The sequence below is a fragment of the Roseateles sp. P4_D2 genome, from assembly GCF_056401875.1.
Window position 1 is genome coordinate 107,414 of sequence record NZ_JBFUIM010000017.1, and the last position, 21,951, is coordinate 129,364.

A 21,951-nucleotide genomic window follows, 5' to 3' on the forward strand; every position below is an offset into this window, starting at 1 on the left:
GAGTGAGCTGCCGGGACGGATGCTCGCAAACCCCCGATTTTATGCGGCAGTCCCGCCCTCGCCTTCGCTCTGCGGCAAGGCTGCGTCCTCCAGCCAGCGCAAGGACAGCTTCGGCTCATCTTGATCGGCGAAGGCACGGGCGTCCATGCCAAGCCCGGCGACGGCAATGAGGCGCTGCTGCGCGTCAAAAAGCAGAGGCCCGCCGCGCCGCCACGGCGGCAGGCCGGCTTCCTGGCAGGCCTTCTTGAGGGCACGCTGCACGGAGGCCGGGGCCCGTTGGAATTGCTCACCGCCGGCGCGAGCGCGCTGGGTCAGTTGGGCGAGTCGCGCCACCGCGATGCCGGGCGAGGCCGGCTCGACGAGCCATGCGCCCTGCCAGGCCGGCTGAGGATGCAGGCCGGGGCGACTCAGGTTCAGCATCGACGCAGGCGGCGGGGCGGCCGATTCGGCGGCCCAGTAAAGGCCGTCGCGATAGGCGTGCACGGCACCACCGGGCGCGGGCCAGGACAGCGTGGCGCCCGAATGCCATTCAGACCGCAGGCGCTCGACCAGGCTGGCCGGCACGCTCGCGTACCGCGACAGCCAGGCGCGTAGCGCGTTGCTTGCGCGGGCGGGCGACAGGCGGAACACGGCGGCCAGATCCAGCCGCTCGGCGGTCGCGAGCTCCGCAAGGTCGGATGCCGCGACTTCCGCAGCCAGTTCCTCAGCCTGCTGCGCCCAGCGCGCCGACTGGGCCAGGCCCGCCTCGGCCGCCGCAAAGGCCGGCCACAGCGTCTGGCGCAGTCGGTTGCGGGCATGGCGCGCATCGGCATTGCTCGGATCTTCTATCCAGCTGAGCCCATGCTGCTCGGCGTAAGCGCGGATGAGGTCGCGCGGCTGATCAAGCCAGGGCCGTGCCCAGCAGACGCCGTCGCGCCATTGCGCCCTGGGCATGCCAGCAAGGCCCGCCGTGCCGGCGCCGCGCAAAGCCTGCAGCACGAAGGTCTCGGCCTGGTCCTGTCGGTGATGGGCCAGCAGCAGCAGGTCGGCCCCCGCCGCAACAGCCATGTCGTGCAGGGCGCGATGCCGGCCCGCATGAGCCCAGGCCTCCACGCTGTCGCCGCGCGCCGGCGATCCGCTCAGCCGCGTGCAGACATAGGCCGCTCCGAACTCATGCGCCGCGCGCTCGCAATGCGCGACCCAGTCGTCGGCCTGCGGCTGCAGGCCGTGGTGGACATGAAGGGCAACGACCCTGCTGCCTTGCGCCGCGCGAGCGGTCGCATGCAACAGGGCCGTGGAATCCAGGCCGCCGCTGAAGGCGACGGCGACCGCATCACCTGTTCTTGGTGTCGCCGAATCGGCCATAGGCCTGCAGGCGCTCGTAGCGGCGGTCCACCAGTTCACGAGTCTTGAGGTCGCTGACCTGGCGCAGTGCGTCGCTCAGCGCGCGCTTCAGGTTGGACGCCATCTGCTTGGCGTCGCGGTGCGCGCCACCCACCGGCTCGCTGACGATCTTGTCGATCAGGCCGAGCGCTTTCAGGCGGTGAGCCGTGATGCCCAGGGCCTCGGCCGCCTCGGAGGCGCGTTCGCTGCTCTTCCACAGGATGGACGCGCAGCCCTCCGGCGAGATGACGGAATAGGCCGCGAACTGCAGCATCAGCACCTGGTCGGCCACGCCGATGGCCAGCGCACCACCCGAGCCGCCCTCGCCGATGACGGTGGCGATGATGGGCACTTCGAGCTGCGCCATCTCGAGGATGTTGCGGCCGATGGCCTCGCTCTGGCTGCGCTCCTCGGCACCGATGCCAGGATAGGCGCCCATGGTGTCGATGAAGGTGAAGACCGGTAGGCCGAACTTCTCGGCCAGCTTCAGCAGGCGCAGCGCCTTGCGGTAGCCCTCGGGGCGCGGCATGCCGAAGTTGCGCAGCGTGCGCTCCTTGGCGTCGCTGCCGCGCTGGTGGCCGATGACCATGCAGGCCTGGCCGTTGAAGCGCGCGATGCCGCCCACGATGGCTGCGTCGTCGGCGAAGTGACGGTCACCGTGCAGTTCCTGGAACTCGGTGAAAACTTCCGAGCAGTAGTCCAGCGTCTGCGGGCGCTGCGGGTGGCGGGCGATCTGGTAGACCTGCCAGGGCAGGACGTTGGCGTAGACCTCCTTGGTCAGCTGCTGGCTTTTCTTGGAGAGGCGATCGATCTCCTCGGAGATGTCGACCGCAGACTCGCTCTGCACATAGCGCAGTTCTTCGATCTTGGTCTCGAGCTCGGCGATGGGCTGCTCGAATTCCAGAAAATGTTTTTTGCTCAATGGATCCCCTCGTCCGGTGAGTACGCCGGCTGATCCCTTGACGGGTGTCTGTCGGCTTTGGAGCGTCCCGGCGTGCGGCCCGCTCTGGGTGGTTGAACAATGACCTCAATAGTCCACAGGCAGCGGGTCGAGGCTGCGCCAAATGTACCAAACCGCTACCGAACGGTACGGTGCCCAGGCGTCGCCGACTTCGCGCGCCTCGGCGCGGGAGACAGGTTCGCCCGAAAAGTAATTCTGGCTGATGCCCTTCAACAAGCCGATGTCATCCAGGGGCATCACATTGGGGCGCATCAAGTGAAAAATCAAGAACATCTCGGCCGTCCACCGGCCGATGCCGCGAATGGCAACGAGCTCTTCGATGATGGCTTCGTCGTCCATCTGCGCCCATTGGCGCACATGAACCTGGCCAGTGTCGAAATGTTCCGCCAGGTCGCGCAGGTATTCGACCTTGCGGGCGGACAGGCCGGCAGCGCGCTGCTCATCCACACCCAGGCCCAGCACGGCGGTCGGCTGGAATTTGGTCATCAGCGCGATCCAGCGGTTCCAGACCGATTGGGCGGCCTTGACCGAGATCTGCTGGCCGACGATGGAGCGGGCCAGCGTCGCGAAGGCGTCGCCGCGGCTCTGCAACCGGGCCTCGCCGAACTGCGGGATGAGCTTCTTCATGACCCGGTCGCGCTTGACCAGGTGCTTGCAGGCCTCGTCCCAATAGGCCGGGATCACTTCGGGCGGCATCAGCTCTTCACCCAGGTCGTGCCGTCGGCACCGTCCTTCAGCATGATGCCCTTGGCCGTCAACTCGGCGCGGATCGCGTCGGCACCCGCAAAGTCCTTGGCGGCCTTGGCGGCAGCGCGGGCCGCGATGCGCGCCTCGATCCAGGCCGCGTCGTCAATGCCCGAGCCGCCCTGCAGATAGGCGCGCGGCTCCTGCTGCAGGACGCCGAGCACGCCGGCCAGCGCCTTCAGCAAGCCGGCACGCTGGGGTGAGCGATCACGGTTGACTTCGTTGACGAGGTCAAACAGCACGGCGATGGCGCCGGGCGTGCCGAAGTCCTCGTCCATCGCTGTCTTGAAGGCAGCGGCGCTGGGCTCGCTCCAGTCGATGGCGACTTCGGACGGCGGCACGGCGTCCAGCGCCGTGTACAGCCGCGTCAGCGCGGCTCGGGCGTCTTCGAGGTGGGCATCGCTGAAGTTGAACGGCCGGCGATAGTGGGTGCGCAGCATGAAGAAGCGCAGCGTCTCGCCGTCGAACTTCTGCAGCACGTCGCGGATGGTGAAGAAGTTGCCCAGGCTCTTGGACATCTTTTCGCCATCGACGTTCAGGAAGCCGTTGTGCAGCCAGTAGCGCGCGAAGGGGTAGCCCGCACCCTCGCTCTGGGCGATCTCGTTCTCGTGGTGAGGGAACTGCAGATCGGTGCCACCACCGTGGATGTCAAAGCTTTCGCCGAGCAGCGCGCAGCTCATTGCCGAGCACTCGATGTGCCAACCCGGGCGGCCCTCGCCGAAGGGAGCTGCCCACTTGGCGTCCGCCGGCTCCTCGGCCTTGGCGGCCTTCCAGAGCACAAAGTCCAGCGGGTCCAGCTTGCCGTCGTCCACGGCCACGCGTTCGCCGGCGCGCAGGTCATCGATGCTCTTGCCGCTGAGCTTGCCGTAGCCTTCGAACTTGCGCACCGCGTAGTTCACGTCGCCAGTATCAGAACGGTAGGCCAGGCCACGCTCTTCCAGGCGCTCGATCAGCGACAGCATCTGCGGCACGTACTCGGTCGCGCGCGGTTCGTGGTCCGGGCGCAGCAGGCCGACAGCTGCAAAGTCCTCGTGCATCGCCGCGCTCATCTCTTCGGTGAGCTGGCGGATGGTGATGCCGCGCTCGACGGCACGCTTGATGATCTTGTCGTCGATGTCGGTGATGTTGCGCACATAGGTGACGCCGTAACCACTGGCACGCAGCCAGCGGTAGATGACGTCGAACGCCATGTTCATGCGCAGATGCCCCATGTGGCAGAGGTCGTAGACCGTGATGCCGCAAACGTACATGCGCACTTGGCCAGGCACGAGCGGTTGGAAGTCTTCGAGATCTCGGCTGAGGGAGTTGTGAACGCGCAGGGACATGAAAAACGAGGGCAGCAGCCACCAACAAGAAGCCCCGCACCGGGTCCGCCCAGGCGGGGCTCATAGAATGAATTCAGTATAGCGGCCGACCCTGACGCCGCCCCCCGCTACAACCCTCATGCGCCTGCCCTTCCCCACCCTCGCGTTGCCCTGCCTGCTGATCCTGGCGCTGGCAACCACGCCGGTTCGCGCCGACGACCTTGCCAGCGCCCAGCGGCTTTGGCTGGCCGGACAGAAGAGCCAGGCCGTCGAGCAGGTCGAGCAGGCCCTGACCCGTCAACCTGATGATCTGCAACTGCGCTTCGCCCTGGGTGTCATGCGCATGGAACTGGGCGAGCCTGCCAAGGCGACGGCCATCTTCACCCGCCTCACGCAGGACTTCCCCGACCTGGCCGACCCCTACAACAATCTCGCCGTACTGCACGCAGCCGCCGGCGAACTCGACGAAGCCAAGGCCGCGCTGGAGCAGGCCCTGCGCCTGCATCCCGACCATGCCCAGGCCCAGGAAAATCTGGGCGATGTGTTGGTACGCCTGGCTCTGCGCGCCTACCAGCGTGCCCAGAAGTCGGCCCTGATGCCCAGCGACACGCTGGCCGGCAAGATCAACCGCACGCTGGCCCTGACCCGCGAATTGCGCACCCGCTAACCACTCGCCTCCCATGACCAAAATCCTTCCTCTCCTTCTCGCCGGCCTGCTGGCCACGCTGGGCGCCGAGGCCCAGACCGTCAAGCTGCAGACCACCGAAGGCGACATCCGCATCGAGCTGAACGCCCAGAAGGCCCCCAAGTCAGTCGCCAACTTCCTGCAATACGTGAAGGCCGGCCACTACAACGGCACGGTCTTCCACCGCGTCATGGCAACCTTCATGATCCAGGGCGGCGGTTACGACGCCAAGCTGAACCAGAAGCCGACCAAGCCGCCCATCCCGCTGGAGTCACACAACGGCCTGACCAATGTGCGCGGCAGCATCGCCATGGCGCGCACCAACGACCCGAACTCGGCGACCTCGCAGTTCTTCGTCAACGTGGTGGACAACCCCATGCTCGACGGCGAACCGGACAATCCGGCGTCGGGCTATGCCGTCTTCGGCCAGGTCATCGAGGGCATGGACGTCGTCGACAAGATCCGCGCCGTCGAGGTCACGCCGCACGGCATGCACCAGCATTTCCCGGTCAAGCCCATCTTCATCACCAAGGCTCTCGTTGAGCCCGTCAAAAAATGAGCCAAGTCAAACTCACCACCAACCACGGCGACATCCTCATTGAGCTGGATGCCGAGAAGGCGCCGCTGTCGGTCGCCAACTTCCTGAACTACGTCCGCAAGGGCCACTACGACGGCACGGTGTTCCACCGCGTCATCAAGGGCTTCATGGTCCAGGGCGGCGGCTTTGAGGTCGGCATGAATCAAAAGCCCACCGAGGCGGCCATCCAGAACGAGGCCAACAACGGCCTGAAGAACGCCCACTACACGCTGGCCATGGCGCGCACCAACGCACCGCACTCGGCCACGGCGCAGTTCTTCATCAACACGACCAACAACGGCTTCCTGGACTTCAAGTCCGAGAGCCCGTCGGGCTGGGGCTATGCCGTCTTCGGCAAGGTCATCGAGGGCAAGGACGTCGTCGACAAGATCGAGAAGTCCAAGACCGCCACGCGTGGCGGCCATGGTGACGTGCCGGTCGAAGACGTCATCATCGAGAAAGCCGTCGAGGTTTGATCCACACGCTGACGGCCCCGGCGCAGTGGCGGCAGATCGATCTGCTGTCGGACTTGCACCTCGGGCCGGACACGCCGGGCACGCTGGCCCGGCTTGAGCAGCACCTTGCGCAGACGCCCGCGCAAGCGGTGCTGCTGCTCGGCGACATCTTCGAGGTCTGGGTCGGCGACGACGCCCGGAACGAGCCCTTCGAGGCCGGCGTCGTACGCCTGCTGCACGATGCGTCGCGGCGCCTGGATCTCTTCTTCATGCACGGCAACCGCGACTTCCTTGTCGGCGCGGAGTTGCTGGCGGACGCCGGCATGACCGCCCTGCCCGATCCCACGGTGCTCGATGCCTTTGGCCAGCGCTGGCTGCTGGTGCATGGCGATGCGCAATGCCTTGCCGACACCGCCTACCAGGCCTTCCGCCGCCAGGTGCGCTCGCCCGAATGGCAGGCCCAGGTGCTGGCGCAGCCGCTCGAAGCTCGCCAGGCGCTGGGGCGCCAGATGCGCGAAGGCAGCCGCGCGGCGCAAGCCGCGCAACTGATGGCCACCGACCTTGACGCCGAGGCTTGCCGCGCGCTGCTGAACGAAGCCAGCGCGACGACGATGATCCACGGCCACACACACCGCCCTGCCGAGCACGATCTGGGCGACGGGCTCAGGCGCGTCGTGCTGTCGGACTGGGACCTCGATGGCACCCCACCGCGCGGCGACGTCATCCGCCTGTCCGCAGCCGGCCTGCAACGCCTTTCCCTGTGATCCTGAAAGCTTTGCGCAACTGGCGTGAGCAACGCGCCGTCGAACGCCATGCGATTCCAGATGCGCTATGGCAGCTGACCCTGCTGCGCTACCCCTTCCTGGCCCAGCGCGGCGAGGACGACCTGACCGAGCTGCGCCGGCTGTCGAGCCTTTTCCTGTCGACCAAGGAGTTCCACGGTGTCGGCGGCTTCGAGGTGAGCGACGAAGTTGCCGTCGCTGTCGCGGCCCAGGCCTGCCTGCCCGTGCTGCGGCTGGGCCTGTCCTGGTACGACGGTTTCGTCGGCATCGTCATGCACGAGGGCGAAGTCGTGGCGCAGCGGCGCTTCGAGGACGAGGACGGTGTCGTCCACGAGTACGACGAGGAGCTGGCCGGCGAAGCCATGGAAGGCGGCCCGCTGATGCTGACCTGGAATGCCATCGCCGTCAGCGACGACCCGGCCGAGTTCGGCGCGGACGCGGTCTTCAACGTCGTCATCCACGAGTTCGCCCACGTCATCGACATGCGAGATGGGCTGGCTGACGGCGCGCCCCCGCTGGACGCCGACGAACGCGAGCGCTGGACCACGGTCATCGACGCCGAATGGGAGAAGTTCTGCCAGCGCGTCGATGCCGGCGAGGAGACGCTGATCGACCCCTACGGCGGCGAGGCCGTCGAGGAATTCTTCGCCGTCGCCGTGGAGGCCTTCTTCGTCGCCCCGGCCGCCATGCGGGCGGAGGAGCCGGCGATGTACGAGCTGCTGGCCGGCTTCTTCAAACAGGACCCGGCTGGTTGAACTAAAAAGGGGACGCCGCAGCGTCCCTTTCCGTCTGAGCGCTGAAACTCAAGCCGTCGCCGGCTCCGCCTTGGGCTTGTTGTCCTTGGCCGGCTTGGGCGGCGTGGGCTGGATGTCCAGCACCGTCTCGCCCTTGTCGTCCACGTCCACGCTCAGGCGCCCGCCATCGACCAGCTTGCCGAACAGCAGTTCGTCGGCCAGCGCGCGGCGGATGGTGTCCTGGATGAGGCGCTGCATCGGCCGCGCGCCCATCAGCGGGTCGAAGCCCTTCTTGGCCAGATGCTTGCGCAGCGCGTCGGAGAAGCTGACCTCGACCTTCTTCTCCTGCAGCTGGCTCTCCAGTTGCAGCAGGAACTTGTCGACCACACGCAGGATGATTTCCTCGTCCAGCGGGCGGAAGGACACGATGGCGTCCAGGCGGTTGCGGAACTCCGGCGTGAACAGGCGCTTGATGTCGGCCATCTCGTCGCCCTGCTGGCGCGAGTTGGTGAAGCCGATGGTGGCCTTGTTCAGCGCCTCGGCACCCGCGTTGGTCGTCATGATGATGATGACGTTGCGGAAGTCGGCCTTGCGCCCGTTGTTGTCGGTCAGCGTGCCGTGGTCCATGACCTGCAGCAGCACGTTGAAGACATCCGGGTGCGCTTTCTCGATTTCATCGAGCAGCAGCACCGAGTGCGGCTTCTTTGTGACCGCCTCGGTCAGCAGGCCGCCCTGGTCAAAACCGACATAGCCCGGAGGCGCACCGATCAGGCGGCTGACGGCATGGCGCTCCATGTACTCCGACATGTCGAAGCGGATCAACTCGATGCCCAGGATGTAGGCAAGCTGCTTGGCGACCTCCGTCTTGCCGACACCCGTGGGGCCGCTGAACAGGAAGGAGCCCACCGGCTTCTCGGGCCGGCCCAGGCCCGAGCGCGCCATCTTGATGGCGGCGGCGAGCGCGTCGACCGCCGGGTCCTGCCCGAACACGACGCTCTTCAGGTCGCGGTCCAGCGTCTTGAGCTTGCTGCGGTCATCGCTGTTGACCGATGCGGGCGGGATGCGCGCGATCTTGGCGACGATGTCCTCGACCTCGACGCGCGTGATGGTCTTCTTCTGCTTGCTCTTGGGCAGGATGCGCTGGGCAGCACCGGCCTCGTCGATGACGTCGATGGCCTTGTCCGGCAGGTGGCGATCATTGATGTACTTGGCCGACAGCTCGGCGGCCGCCTGCAGCGCGCCCAGGGCGTACTTGACCGAGTGATGCTCCTCGAAGCGGCTCTTGAGCCCCTTCAGGATCTCGATGGTCTGCTCGACCGAAGGCTCGGCGACATCGATCTTCTGGAAGCGCCGGCTCAGCGCCGCGTCCTTCTCGAAGATGCCGCGGTACTCGGTGAAGGTGGTCGCGCCGATGCACTTCATCGCGCCGCTGGACAGCGCCGGCTTGAGCAGGTTGCTCGCGTCCAGCGTGCCGCCCGAGGCCGCACCGGCGCCGATCAGCGTGTGGATCTCGTCGATGAAGAGGATGGCGCTGGGTTGGTCCTTCAGCGCCTTCAGAACCGCCTTCAGGCGCTGCTCGAAGTCGCCGCGGTACTTGGTGCCCGCCAGCAGCGCGCCCATGTCCAGCGAGTAGACGACGGCGTCGGCGAGGACCTCAGGGACTTCGCCTTCGGTGATCCTCCAGGCCAGGCCTTCAGCGATGGCCGTCTTGCCCACGCCGGCCTCGCCGACCAGCAGCGGGTTGTTCTTGCGCCGGCGGCACAGCACCTGCACGACGCGCTCGACCTCGGACTCGCGACCGATCAGCGGGTCGATCTTGCCGTCCTTGGCCAGCTGGTTCAGGTTCTGCGTGAACTGCTCCAGCGGCGACGCCTTGGCGCTGCCGCCCTCGCCTTCCTCGCGCTCGCCTTCCTGGCTGCCGGGGGCCTGGCCCTCGGGGTTCTTGGGCGGCTCGGGATCGGTCTTCTTGATGCCGTGGGCGATGAAATTGACGACGTCCAGGCGCGTGACGCCCTGCTGGTGCAGGTAGTAGACGGCGTGCGAATCCTTCTCGCCGAAGATGGCGACGAGCACGTTGGCGCCGGTCACTTCCTTCTTGCCGCTGCCGGTGCTCTGCACGTGCATGATGGCGCGCTGGATGACACGTTGGAAGCCCAGCGTGGGCTGGGTGTCCACCTCGTCGCTGCCGCCCACCATCGGCGTGTTTTCCTTGATGAACTGCGTCAGGCTCTTGCGCAGGTCGTCCAGGTTGGCCGCGCAGGCGCGCAGCACCTCCGCGGCGCTGGGGTTGTCGAGCAAAGCGAGCAGCAGGTGCTCGACGGTGATGAATTCGTGCCGCTGCTGGCGTGCTTCGACGAACGCCATGTGCAAACTGACTTCAAGCTCTTGCGCAATCATGCGGCCTCCATAATGCACTGCAGGGGGTGGCCGGCACGCCGTGAGGCGGCCAGAACCAACTCCACCTTGGTCGCGGCGACGTCCTTGGTGAACACACCGCAGACCCCGCGACCCTCGTGGTGGATTTTGAGCATGATCTGCGTCGCCGTATCGAGGTCATGCCGGAAAAATTCCTGCAGAACCATGACAACAAACTCCATCGGCGTGAAATCGTCGTTCAGCAGCAGGACCTGGTAGAGCCGGGGGGGCTCGGTTTTCTGGGTCTGCCGCTCGACGACGACCGCGCCCTCGCCTTCGTCCTTGCCCGGCTTCAGAGGGGGCGCGGGCGGGGGCGGGGGCGACTGGTTTCGCGGTGAAAAGACGGGGAGCACAGGCATGTCGGGATTCTATCGACGGGGGCTTCCCCTCGCCGACCGCGGGCAGTTGGCGACGCTCCTGGAAATTGCAAGCGCGGGGCGGAAGGTTCTGAGGGTGAACCCGGCCGGGAAGGTCCCGAATTGACGCTTTTTATTGCGCTACCAGAATCTGCCTCCGCCTCCCCAGGAGGTGCCACAAAGAATGGAGACAAGATGATGGCACTGGGCAAAGTCAAGTGGTTCAACGATGCCAAGGGCTTCGGATTCATCGAGCCGGAAGCTGGCGGAGATGATGTCTTCGCCCATTTTTCAGCGATCCAGATGGAAGGCTTTCGGACGCTGAAGCAGGGCAGCCAGGTGCAGTTCGACCTGGTGCAGGGCCCCAAAGGCCAGCTTGCGCAGAACATCACGCCGATGGAAGCCGCACGCGCCGCCGAGCAGCAGCAACAGCCGCAACTGGCGTCCTGAGCTGAGCTCACAAATCAAAAGCCCCGTGGCCTGACGCCACGGGGCTTTTGCATTGGCGCCGCCGGGCTCGCGCAGCAAGCGCGCGCCCGGCTTGCTAGAGTTACGTGTTGCGCGCCGCCTCCTGGCGCTGTGTGCAGCACGGATTGCCATCTACCGGAACACGCTCATGACCGCCGAAAAGACCCAGATTGTTTACACGTTGACCGACGAAGCCCCCCGCTTGGCCACTGCCTCGCTGCTGCCGGTCGTCAAGGCCTTCGCGGCGTCGGCTGGGATCGACGTCGTCAGCAGCGACATCTCGGTGGCCAGCCGCATCCTGGGCCAGTTCCCGGAACTGCTGACCGAAGAGCAGCGCGTGCCCGACAACCTGGCCGCCCTGGGCAAGCTGACGTTGAAGTCGGAAGCCAACATCATCAAATTGCCCAATATCAGCGCCTCGGTGTCGCAGTTGAAGGCCGCCATCAAGGAACTGCAGGACAAGGGCTACAAGATCCCGGACTACCCCGAAAAGCCCGAGACGGATGAGCAGAAGGACATCCGCGCGCGCTACAACAAGTGCATCGGCTCGGCCGTGAACCCGGTGCTGCGCGAAGGCAACTCCGACCGCCGCGCGCCCAAGGCGGTGAAGGAATACGCCCGCAAGAACCCGCACCGCATGGACGACTGGAGCCAGGCCTCGCGCTCGCACGTCTCGCACATGCACGACGGCGACTTCTATCACGGTGAAAAGTCGATCACGCTGGACCGCGCACGCGACGTGAAGATGGAGCTCATCACCAAGAGCGGCAAGGCCATTGTGCTCAAGGCCAAGGTCTCGCTGCTGGACCGCGAAGTGGTCGACTCGATGTACATGAGCAAGAAGGCCCTGCTGGCCTTCTATGAAAAGGAGATCGAGGACGCGCGCAAGACCGGCGTGATGTTCTCGCTGCACGTCAAGGCCACCATGATGAAGGTGTCCCATCCCATCGTGTTCGGCCACTGCGTGCGCATCTTCTACCGCGACGCGTTCGAGAAGCACGCCAAGCTGTTCGACGAACTGGGCATCAACGTCAACAACGGCATGGTGGACCTGTACACCAAGATCGCCACGCTGCCCAGCGCCAAGCAGGACGAGATCAAGCGCGACCTGCACGCCTGCCACGAACACCGCCCCGAACTGGCGATGGTGGACTCGGCCAAGGGCATCACCAACTTCCATTCGCCCAACGACGTCATCGTGGACGCCTCCATGCCCGCGATGATCCGCAGCGGCGGCAAGATGTACGGCGCCGATGGCCGCCTGAAGGACGTCAAGGCCGTGATGCCGGAGTCGACCTTTGCCCGCATCTACCAGGAGATCATCAACTTCTGCAAATGGCATGGCGCCTTCGACCCGCGCACCATGGGCACGGTGCCCAACGTGGGCCTGATGGCTCAGCAGGCCGAGGAATACGGCTCGCACGACAAGACCTTCGAGATCCCGGAGGACGGCGTGGCCAACATCACCGACCTCGCCACCGGCGAGGTGCTGATGAGCCAGGACGTCGAGCAGGGCGACATCTGGCGCATGTGCCAGTGCAAGGACGCCGCCGTCCGCGACTGGGTCAAGCTGGCCGTCACGCGCGCCCGCAACTCCGGCATGCCGGTGGTGTTCTGGCTGGACTCCTACCGCCCCCACGAGGCGCAGCTCATCACCAAGGTCAAGATGTACCTGCATGAGCACAACACGACCGGCCTGGACATCCAGATCATGAGCCAGGTGCGCGCGATGCGTTACACGCTGGAGCGCGTCATCCGCGGCCAGGACACCATCAGCGCCACCGGCAACATCCTGCGCGACTACCTGACCGACCTCTTCCCCATCATGGAACTGGGCACCTCGGCCAAGATGCTGTCCATCGTGCCGTTGATGGCTGGCGGGGGCATGTACGAAACCGGCGCCGGTGGCTCGGCGCCCAAGCACGTGCAGCAGTTGGTGGAGGAAAACCACCTGCGCTGGGATTCGCTCGGCGAGTTCCTGGCGCTGGCGGTCAGCCTGGAAGACGTGGGCATCAAGACCAAGAACGCCAAGGCCAAGGTGCTGGCCAAGGCCCTGGACGCCGCCACCGGCAAGTTGCTGGACAACGGCAAGGGCCCCAGCCCCAAAACCGGCGAGCTCGACAACCGCGGCAGCCACTTCTACCTGACGCTGTACTGGGCCCAGGCCCTGGCCGAGCAGACCGAGGACGCCGAACTGGCGGCCCGCTTCAAGCCACTGGCCCAGACGCTGACCGCCAACGAGGCCAAGATCGCCGAGGAACTGAAGGCCGTCCAAGGCAAGCCGACCGACATCGGCGGCTATTTCCTGCCGGACGTTGCCAAGCTCGACAAGGTCATGCGTCCCAGCGCCACGTTCAATGCGGCGCTGCAATCGCTGGCCAGCTGATCGACTGCTGAATGAAGAAACGGGGCGCCATCGGTGCCCCGTTTTGCTTGCAACGCCTCATGACGCGTTGCGATTTCACGTTGGCGGGTATTCCGCAATGAAACAGCAAGCCCAACGACCAAAATATTTACTACAGTCTGATACCAGGCGTTTGCTCCTGCAAAGCCTTCTGACAGGCGACACGTGAAGCACCACGGGTCGCCCCAAACCCCGGCCTGAGCGCCGGGGTTTCTTTTTGTGCACCCTGGCAACAAAAGCCGGCGCCCTCAATGCGGCACGGGCTTGCGAAACGGATCCGGCACAGGATTCGGCTTCAACGCGCCACGGACCCGCTCCACGGCGGCAGCGGAATCCTTGTCATCGACCGACACGATCAGCCGCAGCCAGCTGGCCTTGTTGAGGTCCGTCTCACGACGGGTCCAACACCACACCTGCGCACCGCGTTCACCCGAACGGTCAGCCAGATACACCTCGTCGAAGTCCGCCCCCTCGTAGATGAGGAGCTGATCTTCGTCAACGTAGGTGTTGATGTAGTCCGGCATGCCCAAAGTCTAGGCGTTCGGGGCGAAACCGTGTCACTCCATCTGGTCAATCATCACCTGCCCGAACCCGGAGCACGACACCTGCGTCGCGCCGTCCATCAGGCGCGCGAAGTCGTAGGTCACCTTCTTGCTCAGGACGGCCTTCTCCATCGCGCTGATGATGAGGTCAGCGGCTGCTATCCAGCCCATGTGGCGCAGCATCATTTCGGCCGACAGGATCTCGGAGCCGGGGTTCACATAGTCCTTGCCGGCGTACTTCGGCGCCGTGCCGTGCGTGGCCTCGAACATCGCGATGGAGTCGCTCATGTTGGCGCCCGGGGCGATGCCGATGCCGCCCACCTGCGCGGCCAGTGCGTCGGAGATGTAGTCGCCGTTCAGGTTCAACGTGGCGATGACGCTGTACTCGGCCGGGCGCAGGATGATCTGCTGCAGGAAGGCGTCGGCGATGCTGTCCTTGATGGTGATGTCCTTGCCCGTCTTCGGGTTCTTGAACTTGCACCACGGGCCGCCATCGATGGGCTGGGCGCCGAACTCCTTCTGAGCCAGCGCATAGGCCCAATCTCGGAAACCGCCCTCCGTGAACTTCATGATGTTGCCCTTGTGCACGATGGTGACGCTGGGCTTGTTGTTGTCGATGGCGTACTGGATGGCCTTGCGCACCAGGCGCTCGGTGCCCTCCCGGCTGACAGGCTTGATGCCGATGCCCGAGGTGTTTGGGAAGCGGATCTTCTTGACGCCCATTTCGTCCTGCAGGAACTTGATGAGCTTCTTGGCCTTGTCGCTCTCGGCCTCGTATTCGATGCCGGCGTAGATGTCCTCCGAGTTCTCGCGGAAGATGACCATGTCGACCTTGTGCGGCTCCTTCACCGGGCTGGGCACGCCGTCGAAATACTGCACCGGGCGCAGGCAGACGTACAGGTCCAGCTCCTGGCGCAGGGCGACGTTCAGCGAGCGGATGCCACCGCCGACGGGCGTGGTCAGCGGCCCCTTGATGGAGACAACGTATTCCTTCACGGCCTGCAGCGTCTCTTCGGGCAGCCACACATCGGGGCCGTACACGCGAGTGCTCTTCTCGCCGGCGTAGACCTCCATCCAGTGGATCTTCTTCGCACCGCCGTAGGCCTTGGCCACCGCCGCGTCCACCACCTTGAGCATGACGGGCGTGATGTCCAGGCCGGTGCCGTCGCCTTCGATGTAGGGAATGATGGGCTGGTCGGGCACGTTCAGCGTGAAGTCGGCGTTGACGGTGATCTTCTGGCCGCCTTCAGGCACCTTGATGTGTTGGGACATGACGTGTGGGCTCCGCGCAAGAGACGAGACTAGGAAACGAAACCCGGCGAGTTTATGGCCGGCTCAGCAGGCCAGCAGGAGCCGCTGCCACACGCCGTGCACCAGCCCCCACGCCGCCCCCGCGGCCAGCATGAGCCCGGCCAGGCGCAGCGCCAGCACCTCACCACCCGTACCCTGCTTGAGCAGCCGCGCCCGCCACAGCGGCGCGATGACGAGGCCCGGTGTGCTGGCCAGCGCAAAGCCAGCCATCGCTGCGGCACCGCTCAAGGGCGAGCCTGACAAGCCGGCCAGCAGCAGCGCCGCATGCAGCAGCCCACAGGGCATGGCCACCCAGGCGATGCCGGTAGCGAAGGCATGGCGCGGCTGAGGGCGCCAGCGCATGGCGCCCAGCCACGCCGGCACGCGGCCACGCACCAACAGCGTCAGGCCGAACAGCAGCAGTGCCGCCTGCAGCAAGGCCCAGGCGGGCTGCAGCAGCGTCACGCTCTGCGAGACACGTGCGAGCGCCTGGACGGACGCTGCCGCCACCGCACCCCCGGCGGCATAACCTAACAGTCGGCCGGCCAGCAGCCGCACGGGCCGGTGCCCCGCGGCGAGGGCGCAAGGCGCACTGCACATGGCCGCGCAGTGCGGCATGCCTGCCAGCCCCATCAGCGTGGCGGACAGGACCAGGGCCGCATCCATCAGATGATCTTGGAGAAGCGCTCGCGGCTGGCGTCGGCCTGCAGGTAGCGATCAAAAACCGACGCGACGGCGCGCACGAAATACCAGCCCAGCGGCGTGACCTGCAAAGCGTCGGGTTGCCGCTCGACCAGGCCTTGGTCGGCCAGCCGGGACAAGCGCTCCAGCTCCGGCGCGAAGTAGGTGGCAACGTCGACGAGATAGGACGCCGCGATGGACTCGAACTCCAGCCGGCCCTGGCACATCAACGCCATGATGACGGCGCGGCGCAACAGGTCGTCGCGCGTCAATGCCAGGCCGCGCTGCACGGGCAGCTGGCGCTGGTTCAGCGCATCCTCATACTCGGCCAGGGTCTTGGCGTTCTGCGCATACGTTGCGCCGACGCGGCTGATGGCCGAAACGCCCAGGCCGATGAGATCGCAATCAGGCTGCGTCGAATAGCCCTGGAAGTTGCGGTGCAGCAGGCCCTGGCGCTTGGCCACGGCCAGCGGGTCGTCGGGCAGCGCGAAATGGTCCATGCCGATGTAGGCATAGCCCTCGCCCAGCAGCGCGCTGATCGCGCCTGACAGCATGGCCAGCTTGTCACCCGCCGGCGGCAGCAACTCGGCGACGATGCGGCGCTGCGGCTTGAAGCGCTTCGGCAGGTGGGCATAGGCATACATCGCGATGCGGTCGGGCCGGAGCTCGGCGACCTGGGCGATGGTGCGCGCGAAGGACGCCGGCGTCTGCAGCGGCAGGCCATAGATCAGGTCGACGCTGATGGAGGCGAAACCCAGCTCGCGCGCCCCGCGCATCAGGGCCGCGACAGAGGCCAGCGGCTGCACGCGGTGCACGGCCTTCTGCACGGCCGGGTCGAAGTCCTGCACGCCGAAGGACAGGCGGTTGAACCCGAGCCGGCGCAGGTGCGCCAGGCGCGCCAGGTCGACCGTGCGCGGGTCCACCTCAATGGACAACTCGGCGCCAGGCAGCAGCTTGAAGCGCCGGCGCAACGCATCCATCAGCACGCTCAGTTCAGTGTCCGACAGAAAGGTCGGCGAGCCACCGCCCAGATGCAGTTGCGAAACGGGCGCGTGGCCACCCAGGGCCTCGGCCACCAGGTCCATCTCCAGGTTCAACGCGGCCAGATAGGGCTGGGCGCGCTCGTGGTGCTTGGTGATGATCTTGTTGCAGGCGCAGTAGTAGCAGAGCTGCTCACAGAACGGGATGTGCACATAGACCGACAGCGGCTGGGCCGCGCCGCGCTGTGCCAGGGCCTGCAGGTGCTGGGGTGCCTGGTAGGCCTCGACGAAGCGGTCGGCCGTCGGGTAGGAGGTGTAGCGCGGGCCGGCCACGTCGTGGCGCCTGATGTTGGCGTCAAGGAGGTCGGGGTCCAGCGGTCTTTCGGTCACAGCAGCCATGCGGCAACTGTGCCGATACCGCGGCTCGCCGGCCTTGATCCAGGTCAAGCGCGCAGTGCCGGCCCGGTCCAAGAATGCCAACCCATGAGTCTCCCCTGCCCCACCGCCGCCCTCGAGCCGCTCAAGGTCGCCTGCGCCAGCTGCAATCTGCGCGAACTCTGCCTGCCTGTGGGCTTGCAGGCTGCCGACCTGACCCGCCTGGATGGCCTCGTCGCCATGCGACGCAGCGTGCCGCGCGGCGGGTATCTGTTTCGCAACGGCGAGAGCTTTGAAGCGTTGTACGCCGTGCGCACCGGCTTCTTCAAGACCCGCGTCRGCAGCGAGGATGGCCGCGACCAGGTCACCGGCTTCCAGATGGCCGGTGAGCTGCTCGGCCTGGACGGCATCAGCAGCGACCGTCACCACTGCGACGCCGTCGCGCTGGAGGACTCGTCCGTCTGCGTCATCCACTATTCCCAGCTGGAGGAGCTGTCACGCGAATTCAGCGTGCTGCAGCACTCCTTTCACAAGATCATGAGCCGGGAGATCGTGCGCGACCACGGCGTCATGCTGCTGCTCGGCAATATGCGGGCCGAGGAGCGCCTGGCGGCCTTCCTGCTGAACCTGACCCAGCGCCTGCAGGCACGCGGCTTCTCGGCATCCAGCCTCGTGCTGCGCATGACGCGCGAAGAGATCGGCAGCTACCTCGGCCTGAAACTGGAAACCGTCAGCCGCACCTTCTCCAAATTCCAGGAGGACGGGCTGCTGGAGGTCAAGCAGCGCCAGCTGCGCATCCTCGACCAGGCCGGGCTTCAGGTCTTGGTGAACAACAGCCGCTGCTGAAGCCAGACGAAAAAAGGCCCTGCGGGGGCGCGCAGGGCCTCGAGATCAAGGAAACGGCGGTCAGCCGACCTTGATCTCGTTGCGCACTTCCTTCACGCCGGGCACGGCCTGAACCAGCTTGATGGCCTTCTGGGCCAGGTCGGCGCTGGGTGCCGCGCCCTTGAGCACGACCACGCCAGCAGCGCTGCTGCTCACGGTCAGCGGCAGGGCTGCCAGATCCTTGTCCTGCTGCAATACGGCCTGGGCCTGGCTGGCAATCGTCGTGTCGCCGGCGGTTTGCGCCTGAGCAACCTGTTCGGCCGGGGCCGGCGTCGCCGGTGCTTGGTCAGCGGCAAAGGTTGCAGTGGCACTACCAGCCATCAAGGCGGCAGACAGCAGTCGGGCGAAGGTGGATGTTTGTCGCATGCAGATCTCCTGAGGATGCGTGAATCGAAAGCGATACCGGGGGGCACCACGAACAGGTTCAGCGCAAGGCCCGTGCCAGTTTCAAATTTCGTCAGCAGATCAACGACTTAGGACAAAACCCGGCGCGACGGGGCCCTTCAGCAACCCTCAGCACCGGCCATTTTGTCGCCGGGCGGCGACGCCGCATGGCGATGCCGGCCTAAGTGCTTGATTCATCTGACGGTTTTCTGTCGCCCGAATCCGACGCGGCAGCTAGGGGGTCAGCGCGAAAGAGCTGCGGATCCAGCCCGTGCTTCTGCATCAGGCGATAAAACTCGGTGCGGTTGCGGTCGGCCAGGCGTGCGGCCTCGGCCACATGGCCCGAGGTCAATTTCAGCAACTGATTGAGGTAGTCGCGCTCGAAGCGCTGCTTGGCGTGCTGGTAGCTCAGCACCTCCAGCGACGGCGTCTGCAGCGCGCGCTGCACCTGGGTCAGCGACACCAGCGGCGCCATGGCCAGCACGCAGACCTGTTCGACGACGTTGTAGAGCTGGCGCGCATTACCCGGCCAGGGCGCAGTCACCAACGCCTCCAGCGCATCCGGCGCAAAACCCTTGACCGGCCGGCGGTGCCGCTCGGCCAAGGTCTGCAGGAAGTGCTGGGCCAGCAGTGCGATGTCCTCGCGCCGCTCCGACAGCGGGGGCAGGCGCAGTTGCACGACATTGAGCCGGTAATAGAGGTCGGGGCGGAACTGACCCTCGGCCATGGCGAGCTCCAGGTCGCGGTGGGTGGCGGACAGCACACGCACGTCCACCGCCACCGCCTCGTTGCTGCCCACCGGCCGCACGACACGCTCCTGCAGCACACGCAACAACTTCACCTGCAAGGCCAGCGGCATGTCGCCGATCTCGTCCAGAAAGACCGTGCCGCCCTGCGCCGCGGGGATCAGCCCCTGGCGCTGTGCCTGCGCGCCGGTGAAGGCGCCCTTCACATGGCCGAACAGCTCGGATTCCAGCAGTGCCTCGGGGATGGCGGCGCAGTTCACCGCGATGAAGGGCTTCGCTGCGCGCGGGCTGGCGCGGTGGATGGCGCGCGCCAGCAGCTCCTTGCCGGTGCCGCTGTCGCCCGAGATCAGCACGCTCGCGTCGGTCGCCGCCACCAGCCGCGCCTCGGACAGCACCTCGGCCATGCGCGGGCTGCGGCTGATGATCTCGCTGCGCCACGCAGCATCGCCGTCAAGCGGCGCCGGCCCCGTCACGTTCACCCGCAGCGCCTGGTTGATCTTGTCCAGCAGCCCCTTGCCGTCGAAGGGCTTGGTCAGATAGGCATGGGCACCCCGCGTCGTGGCCTCGACGGCATCGGGGATGTTGCCGTGGGCGGTCAGCAGGATGACCGGCAGCGACGGGTGCCGGGCGCGCACCTCGTCGAACAGGGCCAGGCCGTCCAGCCCCGGCAGGCGCACATCGGTGATGACGAGGGACGGCAGCCGCACGGCGAGGTGGGCAAGCGCGGCTTCGGCGCTGGCCACGGCCTGCACGGCATGGCCGGCTGCGGTCAGCCGCATCGTCATCAGGCGCAGCAGGTCGGCGTCGTCGTCGACTAGAAGGATTGCGGCTTGTGTGGTCATCGCTGCCTCTTTATCGCGGAGCACCAGGCTTGCCCGGCAGGGTCTGCTCGATGGCCTTGAGGGCCTCGAGCTTCTCGTTGAGCTGCTCGTTGCGGCGCTGGCTCTCGCGCAGTTGCTGGCTGAGCTTGTCGACGTTGTCCTGCAGTCGCCGCTGCTCGGCCAGGCGGGTGGCCATCAGCGCGGCCAGCGGCTTGATCGGTTCGGCCGACGCGTCGGTCGCATTGGCGATCAGGTCGAGCTGCGCCGCAGCCTGGGCTTGGTCTGCGCTGCTGCGCCCCTGGTTCAGGGCCAGCGCCTTGCGCAGATCCTCGGCATAGCCGACCAGCGCCTTCAGATCGTCGACCTGCGGCGGTGGCGCGGGCAGCTCCGGGCAGACAGGCGCAGGGGGCGGCGGAGCCGGCACGGGCGCTGGCGGGGCCGTCTGGCAGGCGGCCAGCAGCAGCAATGAGCCAATCTCAAGCAGTCTTCGCATGGGGTATCTCGATCCGGAAATGGGCACCGCCTTCGCTGGCCAGCAGCCGGCAGCTGCCGCCGTGGGCCTGCACGATCTCGCGCACGATGGACAAGCCGATGCCACTGCCGCGGCGCGCACCGGGCGCCTGGTTGCGGCCTTGGTAGAAGGGGTCGAAGATGCGCTCGGCATCCTCGGCTGCCACGCCGGGACCGGCGTCGATGCAGTCGATGCAAAACTTGCGGTCGTCCTGCTCCAGGGTCAGCACGATGACGCCCCCGGGCGGGCTGAAGCGCAGCGCGTTGGCCAGCAGATTGGCCAGCACGATGGCCAGCTTGGCGTCGTCGACAAGGGCGTTGCAGGCTGCGGCGTCGATGCGTACCTGCAGGCCCCGGGTCTGCCAGAGCAGGCGCTGTTCATCCACCACACGCGCCAGCAACGCCTTGAGGTCGGTCGCGCGGCGCTGCAGTTGCTGAGAGTTGGAGGCCAGCGTCTGGTAGCGCAGCAGGTCCTCGATCTGGCCTTGCAGGGCGGCGCTGTTGTCGCCGAGGATGCGCACGATCTCGGTCTGATCCGGCGTCAGCGGGCCGGCAACGCCCTCGCGCAGCAGGGCCGCGCCTTCGCGGATGGAGGCCATCGGCGTTTTCAGCTCATGCGAGATGTGGCGCACGAAGCGCGTCTTGTCCGACTCCAGCGTGGCCAGGCGTTGGCGCAGCCACTCCAGCTGGCGCCCGAGCCGGCGCAGGTCGGCCGGGCCGCGCACCTCCACGGGCTCGTCGAAGCGGTTGTCGCCCAACCGGCCGATGGCCGCCTCGACATGGGCCAGCGGCCGCAGCAGCCAGTGTCCAAAACCCAGCGCCAGCAGCACGGCCAGCGCGATGGCGCCCAGCACCAGGGCGCTGATGAGGCGGCGCTGCTGCTCCAGTTCGGCCAGCACCGCGTCACTGCGGCGGTCCACGGCGCGCTGGCTCTGCTCGGTCAGGGTCTCGTTGAGGCCGTGCAGGCGCGCGAATACCGGTGTCAGCCGCCGCAGTGCCGTGGAGCGAGTGCGGGTCGGGCCTGGGTTCTGCAGCACCTCCCAGGCCGCCTCGGCCTGCCTGCCCCAGTCGGCGAACAGCTGCTTCGATGCCGGCTCGGTCAGCGTGCCGGCCAATGTCGCCTGCGTGGCCTTGGCGTCTGCCCAGGCGGCCTGGAAGCGTTCGCGCAGGCTGGCGTCGTCGAGCACCAGGAACTGCCGCGCACTGCGCTCCATGGCCACGGTGCGTTCGGACAGCCGCTGCACCTGGGCGCTCAGACTGGCGGCGTCCTGCGCGGCTTCGCGGCTCTGCAGGGCGACATGCTCGAGTGCGAACATGGCCTGGGCCGCCGCGCCGCCCAGCAGCGCCGTGATCAGCAAAAAGGCGGCCAGCAGGCACTGGTGGAAGGACAGCCCGCGCAGGCCACCGCCGCGCGGGCGTTGCCAGGTCGGTTCGGGTGCGGAGGAGGCAGCGGCCAGCGTGGCGGAGGACATCTTGGGCGCCGCATCCTA

General features: G+C 66.6%; 22 protein-coding genes. 8 read left to right on the plus strand and 14 right to left on the minus strand.

What is annotated here, in order from left to right; all coding sequences use genetic code 11:
- Nucleotides 1-39 precede the first annotated feature (39 nt).
- From tilS to cysS, 4 genes are all read right to left on the minus strand, one after another.
- Nucleotides 40-1,344 carry a tRNA lysidine(34) synthetase TilS gene (tilS, locus tag AC1DW0_RS26370; RefSeq protein WP_477948947.1) on the minus strand — a complete coding sequence of 435 codons (1,305 nt, stop codon included), beginning with the start codon at nt 1,342-1,344 and terminating at the stop codon, nt 40-42.
- Nucleotides 1,313-2,284 carry an acetyl-CoA carboxylase carboxyltransferase subunit alpha gene (locus AC1DW0_RS26375; RefSeq protein ID WP_056197740.1) on the minus strand — a complete coding sequence of 324 codons (972 nt, stop codon included), beginning with the start codon at nt 2,282-2,284 and terminating at the stop codon, nt 1,313-1,315. The genes tilS and AC1DW0_RS26375 overlap by 32 nt, the downstream gene beginning before the upstream one ends.
- Before the next feature lie 105 nt (nt 2,285-2,389).
- Nucleotides 2,390-3,019: a DNA-3-methyladenine glycosylase family protein gene (locus AC1DW0_RS26380; protein ID WP_056197741.1), complete on the minus strand. Its 630-nt coding sequence runs from the start codon at nt 3,017-3,019 to the stop codon at nt 2,390-2,392.
- The gene (gene cysS, locus AC1DW0_RS26385; RefSeq protein WP_056197743.1) at nt 3,019-4,392 is read right to left on the minus strand and encodes a cysteine--tRNA ligase; all 1,374 of its coding nucleotides are present in this window, start codon (nt 4,390-4,392) and stop codon (nt 3,019-3,021) included. Before cysS ends, AC1DW0_RS26380 begins: the two co-directional genes overlap by 1 nt.
- Before the next feature lie 118 nt (nt 4,393-4,510).
- On the opposite strand from cysS, the gene AC1DW0_RS26390 reads away from it, so the two are divergent.
- Genes AC1DW0_RS26390 through AC1DW0_RS26410 form a run of 5 tightly spaced genes read left to right on the plus strand, consistent with a single transcriptional unit; the run spans nt 4,511 to nt 7,625 of the window.
- Nucleotides 4,511-5,038, plus strand: a complete 528-nt coding sequence (locus AC1DW0_RS26390) for a tetratricopeptide repeat protein (RefSeq protein ID WP_056197745.1) — start codon at nt 4,511-4,513, stop codon at nt 5,036-5,038.
- Between the two features lie 13 nt (nt 5,039-5,051).
- A complete protein-coding gene (locus AC1DW0_RS26395) occupies nt 5,052-5,615 on the plus strand; it encodes a peptidylprolyl isomerase (protein ID WP_477948950.1) in 564 nt (187 codons plus the stop codon).
- Nucleotides 5,612-6,109: a peptidylprolyl isomerase gene (locus AC1DW0_RS26400; RefSeq protein WP_056197749.1), complete on the plus strand. Its 498-nt coding sequence runs from the start codon at nt 5,612-5,614 to the stop codon at nt 6,107-6,109. Before AC1DW0_RS26395 ends, AC1DW0_RS26400 begins: the two co-directional genes overlap by 4 nt.
- Nucleotides 6,106-6,852, plus strand: a complete 747-nt coding sequence (locus AC1DW0_RS26405; protein ID WP_477948952.1) for a UDP-2,3-diacylglucosamine diphosphatase — start codon at nt 6,106-6,108, stop codon at nt 6,850-6,852. Before AC1DW0_RS26400 ends, AC1DW0_RS26405 begins: the two co-directional genes overlap by 4 nt.
- Nucleotides 6,852-7,625 (plus strand): M90 family metallopeptidase, encoded by a 774-nt coding sequence (locus AC1DW0_RS26410; protein ID WP_477948981.1) that lies wholly within the window; start codon nt 6,852-6,854, stop codon nt 7,623-7,625. Before AC1DW0_RS26405 ends, AC1DW0_RS26410 begins: the two co-directional genes overlap by 1 nt.
- 48 nt (nt 7,626-7,673) lie before the next feature.
- Here AC1DW0_RS26410 and clpA read toward each other — a convergent pair whose 3' ends face one another.
- Both clpA and clpS read right to left on the minus strand, forming a co-directional pair.
- Nucleotides 7,674-10,001, minus strand: coding sequence for an ATP-dependent Clp protease ATP-binding subunit ClpA (clpA, locus tag AC1DW0_RS26415; protein ID WP_056197757.1), 2,328 nt, complete (start codon nt 9,999-10,001; stop codon nt 7,674-7,676).
- Nucleotides 9,998-10,378: an ATP-dependent Clp protease adapter ClpS gene (gene clpS / locus AC1DW0_RS26420; RefSeq protein WP_056197758.1), complete on the minus strand. Its 381-nt coding sequence runs from the start codon at nt 10,376-10,378 to the stop codon at nt 9,998-10,000. The genes clpA and clpS overlap by 4 nt, the downstream gene beginning before the upstream one ends.
- 195 nt (nt 10,379-10,573) lie before the next feature.
- On the opposite strand from clpS, the gene AC1DW0_RS26425 reads away from it, so the two are divergent.
- The gene (locus AC1DW0_RS26425) at nt 10,574-10,825 is read left to right on the plus strand and encodes a cold shock domain-containing protein (protein WP_457355327.1); all 252 of its coding nucleotides are present in this window, start codon (nt 10,574-10,576) and stop codon (nt 10,823-10,825) included.
- Between the two features lie 166 nt (nt 10,826-10,991).
- Nucleotides 10,992-13,229 carry an NADP-dependent isocitrate dehydrogenase gene (locus AC1DW0_RS26430; RefSeq protein ID WP_477948955.1) on the plus strand — a complete coding sequence of 746 codons (2,238 nt, stop codon included), beginning with the start codon at nt 10,992-10,994 and terminating at the stop codon, nt 13,227-13,229.
- Between the two features lie 266 nt (nt 13,230-13,495).
- On the opposite strand, the gene AC1DW0_RS26435 is transcribed toward AC1DW0_RS26430, so the two are convergent.
- The 4 genes from AC1DW0_RS26435 to hemN all read right to left on the minus strand — a co-directional run bounded on the left by AC1DW0_RS26435 (nt 13,496) and on the right by hemN (nt 17,139).
- On the minus strand, nt 13,496-13,771 hold the full coding sequence (locus AC1DW0_RS26435; RefSeq protein ID WP_477948957.1) for a hypothetical protein: 276 nt from the start codon (nt 13,769-13,771) through the stop codon (nt 13,496-13,498).
- Between the two features lie 33 nt (nt 13,772-13,804).
- Nucleotides 13,805-15,061 carry an NADP-dependent isocitrate dehydrogenase gene (icd, locus tag AC1DW0_RS26440; protein ID WP_056197764.1) on the minus strand — a complete coding sequence of 419 codons (1,257 nt, stop codon included), beginning with the start codon at nt 15,059-15,061 and terminating at the stop codon, nt 13,805-13,807.
- Between the two features lie 63 nt (nt 15,062-15,124).
- Nucleotides 15,125-15,745 (minus strand): urease accessory protein UreH domain-containing protein, encoded by a 621-nt coding sequence (locus AC1DW0_RS26445; protein ID WP_457393841.1) that lies wholly within the window; start codon nt 15,743-15,745, stop codon nt 15,125-15,127.
- Nucleotides 15,745-17,139: an oxygen-independent coproporphyrinogen III oxidase gene (hemN, locus tag AC1DW0_RS26450; RefSeq protein ID WP_477948960.1), complete on the minus strand. Its 1,395-nt coding sequence runs from the start codon at nt 17,137-17,139 to the stop codon at nt 15,745-15,747. Before hemN ends, AC1DW0_RS26445 begins: the two co-directional genes overlap by 1 nt.
- 84 nt (nt 17,140-17,223) lie before the next feature.
- Between hemN and AC1DW0_RS26455 the strand changes: the two genes are divergently transcribed.
- A complete protein-coding gene (locus tag AC1DW0_RS26455) occupies nt 17,224-17,961 on the plus strand; it encodes a helix-turn-helix domain-containing protein (RefSeq protein ID WP_477948962.1) in 738 nt (245 codons plus the stop codon).
- A 60-nt stretch (nt 17,962-18,021) separates the two neighbouring features.
- On the opposite strand, the gene AC1DW0_RS26460 is transcribed toward AC1DW0_RS26455, so the two are convergent.
- From AC1DW0_RS26460 to AC1DW0_RS26475, 4 genes are all read right to left on the minus strand, one after another.
- The gene (locus AC1DW0_RS26460) at nt 18,022-18,366 is read right to left on the minus strand and encodes a BON domain-containing protein (protein ID WP_056197769.1); all 345 of its coding nucleotides are present in this window, start codon (nt 18,364-18,366) and stop codon (nt 18,022-18,024) included.
- Nucleotides 18,367-18,565: 199 nt separating this feature from the next.
- Nucleotides 18,566-19,972, minus strand: coding sequence for a sigma 54-interacting transcriptional regulator (locus tag AC1DW0_RS26465; RefSeq protein WP_457355302.1), 1,407 nt, complete (start codon nt 19,970-19,972; stop codon nt 18,566-18,568).
- 10 nt (nt 19,973-19,982) lie between these two features.
- Entirely contained in the window at nt 19,983-20,444 is a 462-nt protein-coding gene (locus AC1DW0_RS26470; RefSeq protein WP_477948964.1) for a hypothetical protein, read from the minus strand.
- Nucleotides 20,428-21,933: a sensor histidine kinase gene (locus tag AC1DW0_RS26475; protein ID WP_457447351.1), complete on the minus strand. Its 1,506-nt coding sequence runs from the start codon at nt 21,931-21,933 to the stop codon at nt 20,428-20,430. Before AC1DW0_RS26475 ends, AC1DW0_RS26470 begins: the two co-directional genes overlap by 17 nt.
- Nucleotides 21,934-21,951 lie beyond the last annotated feature (18 nt).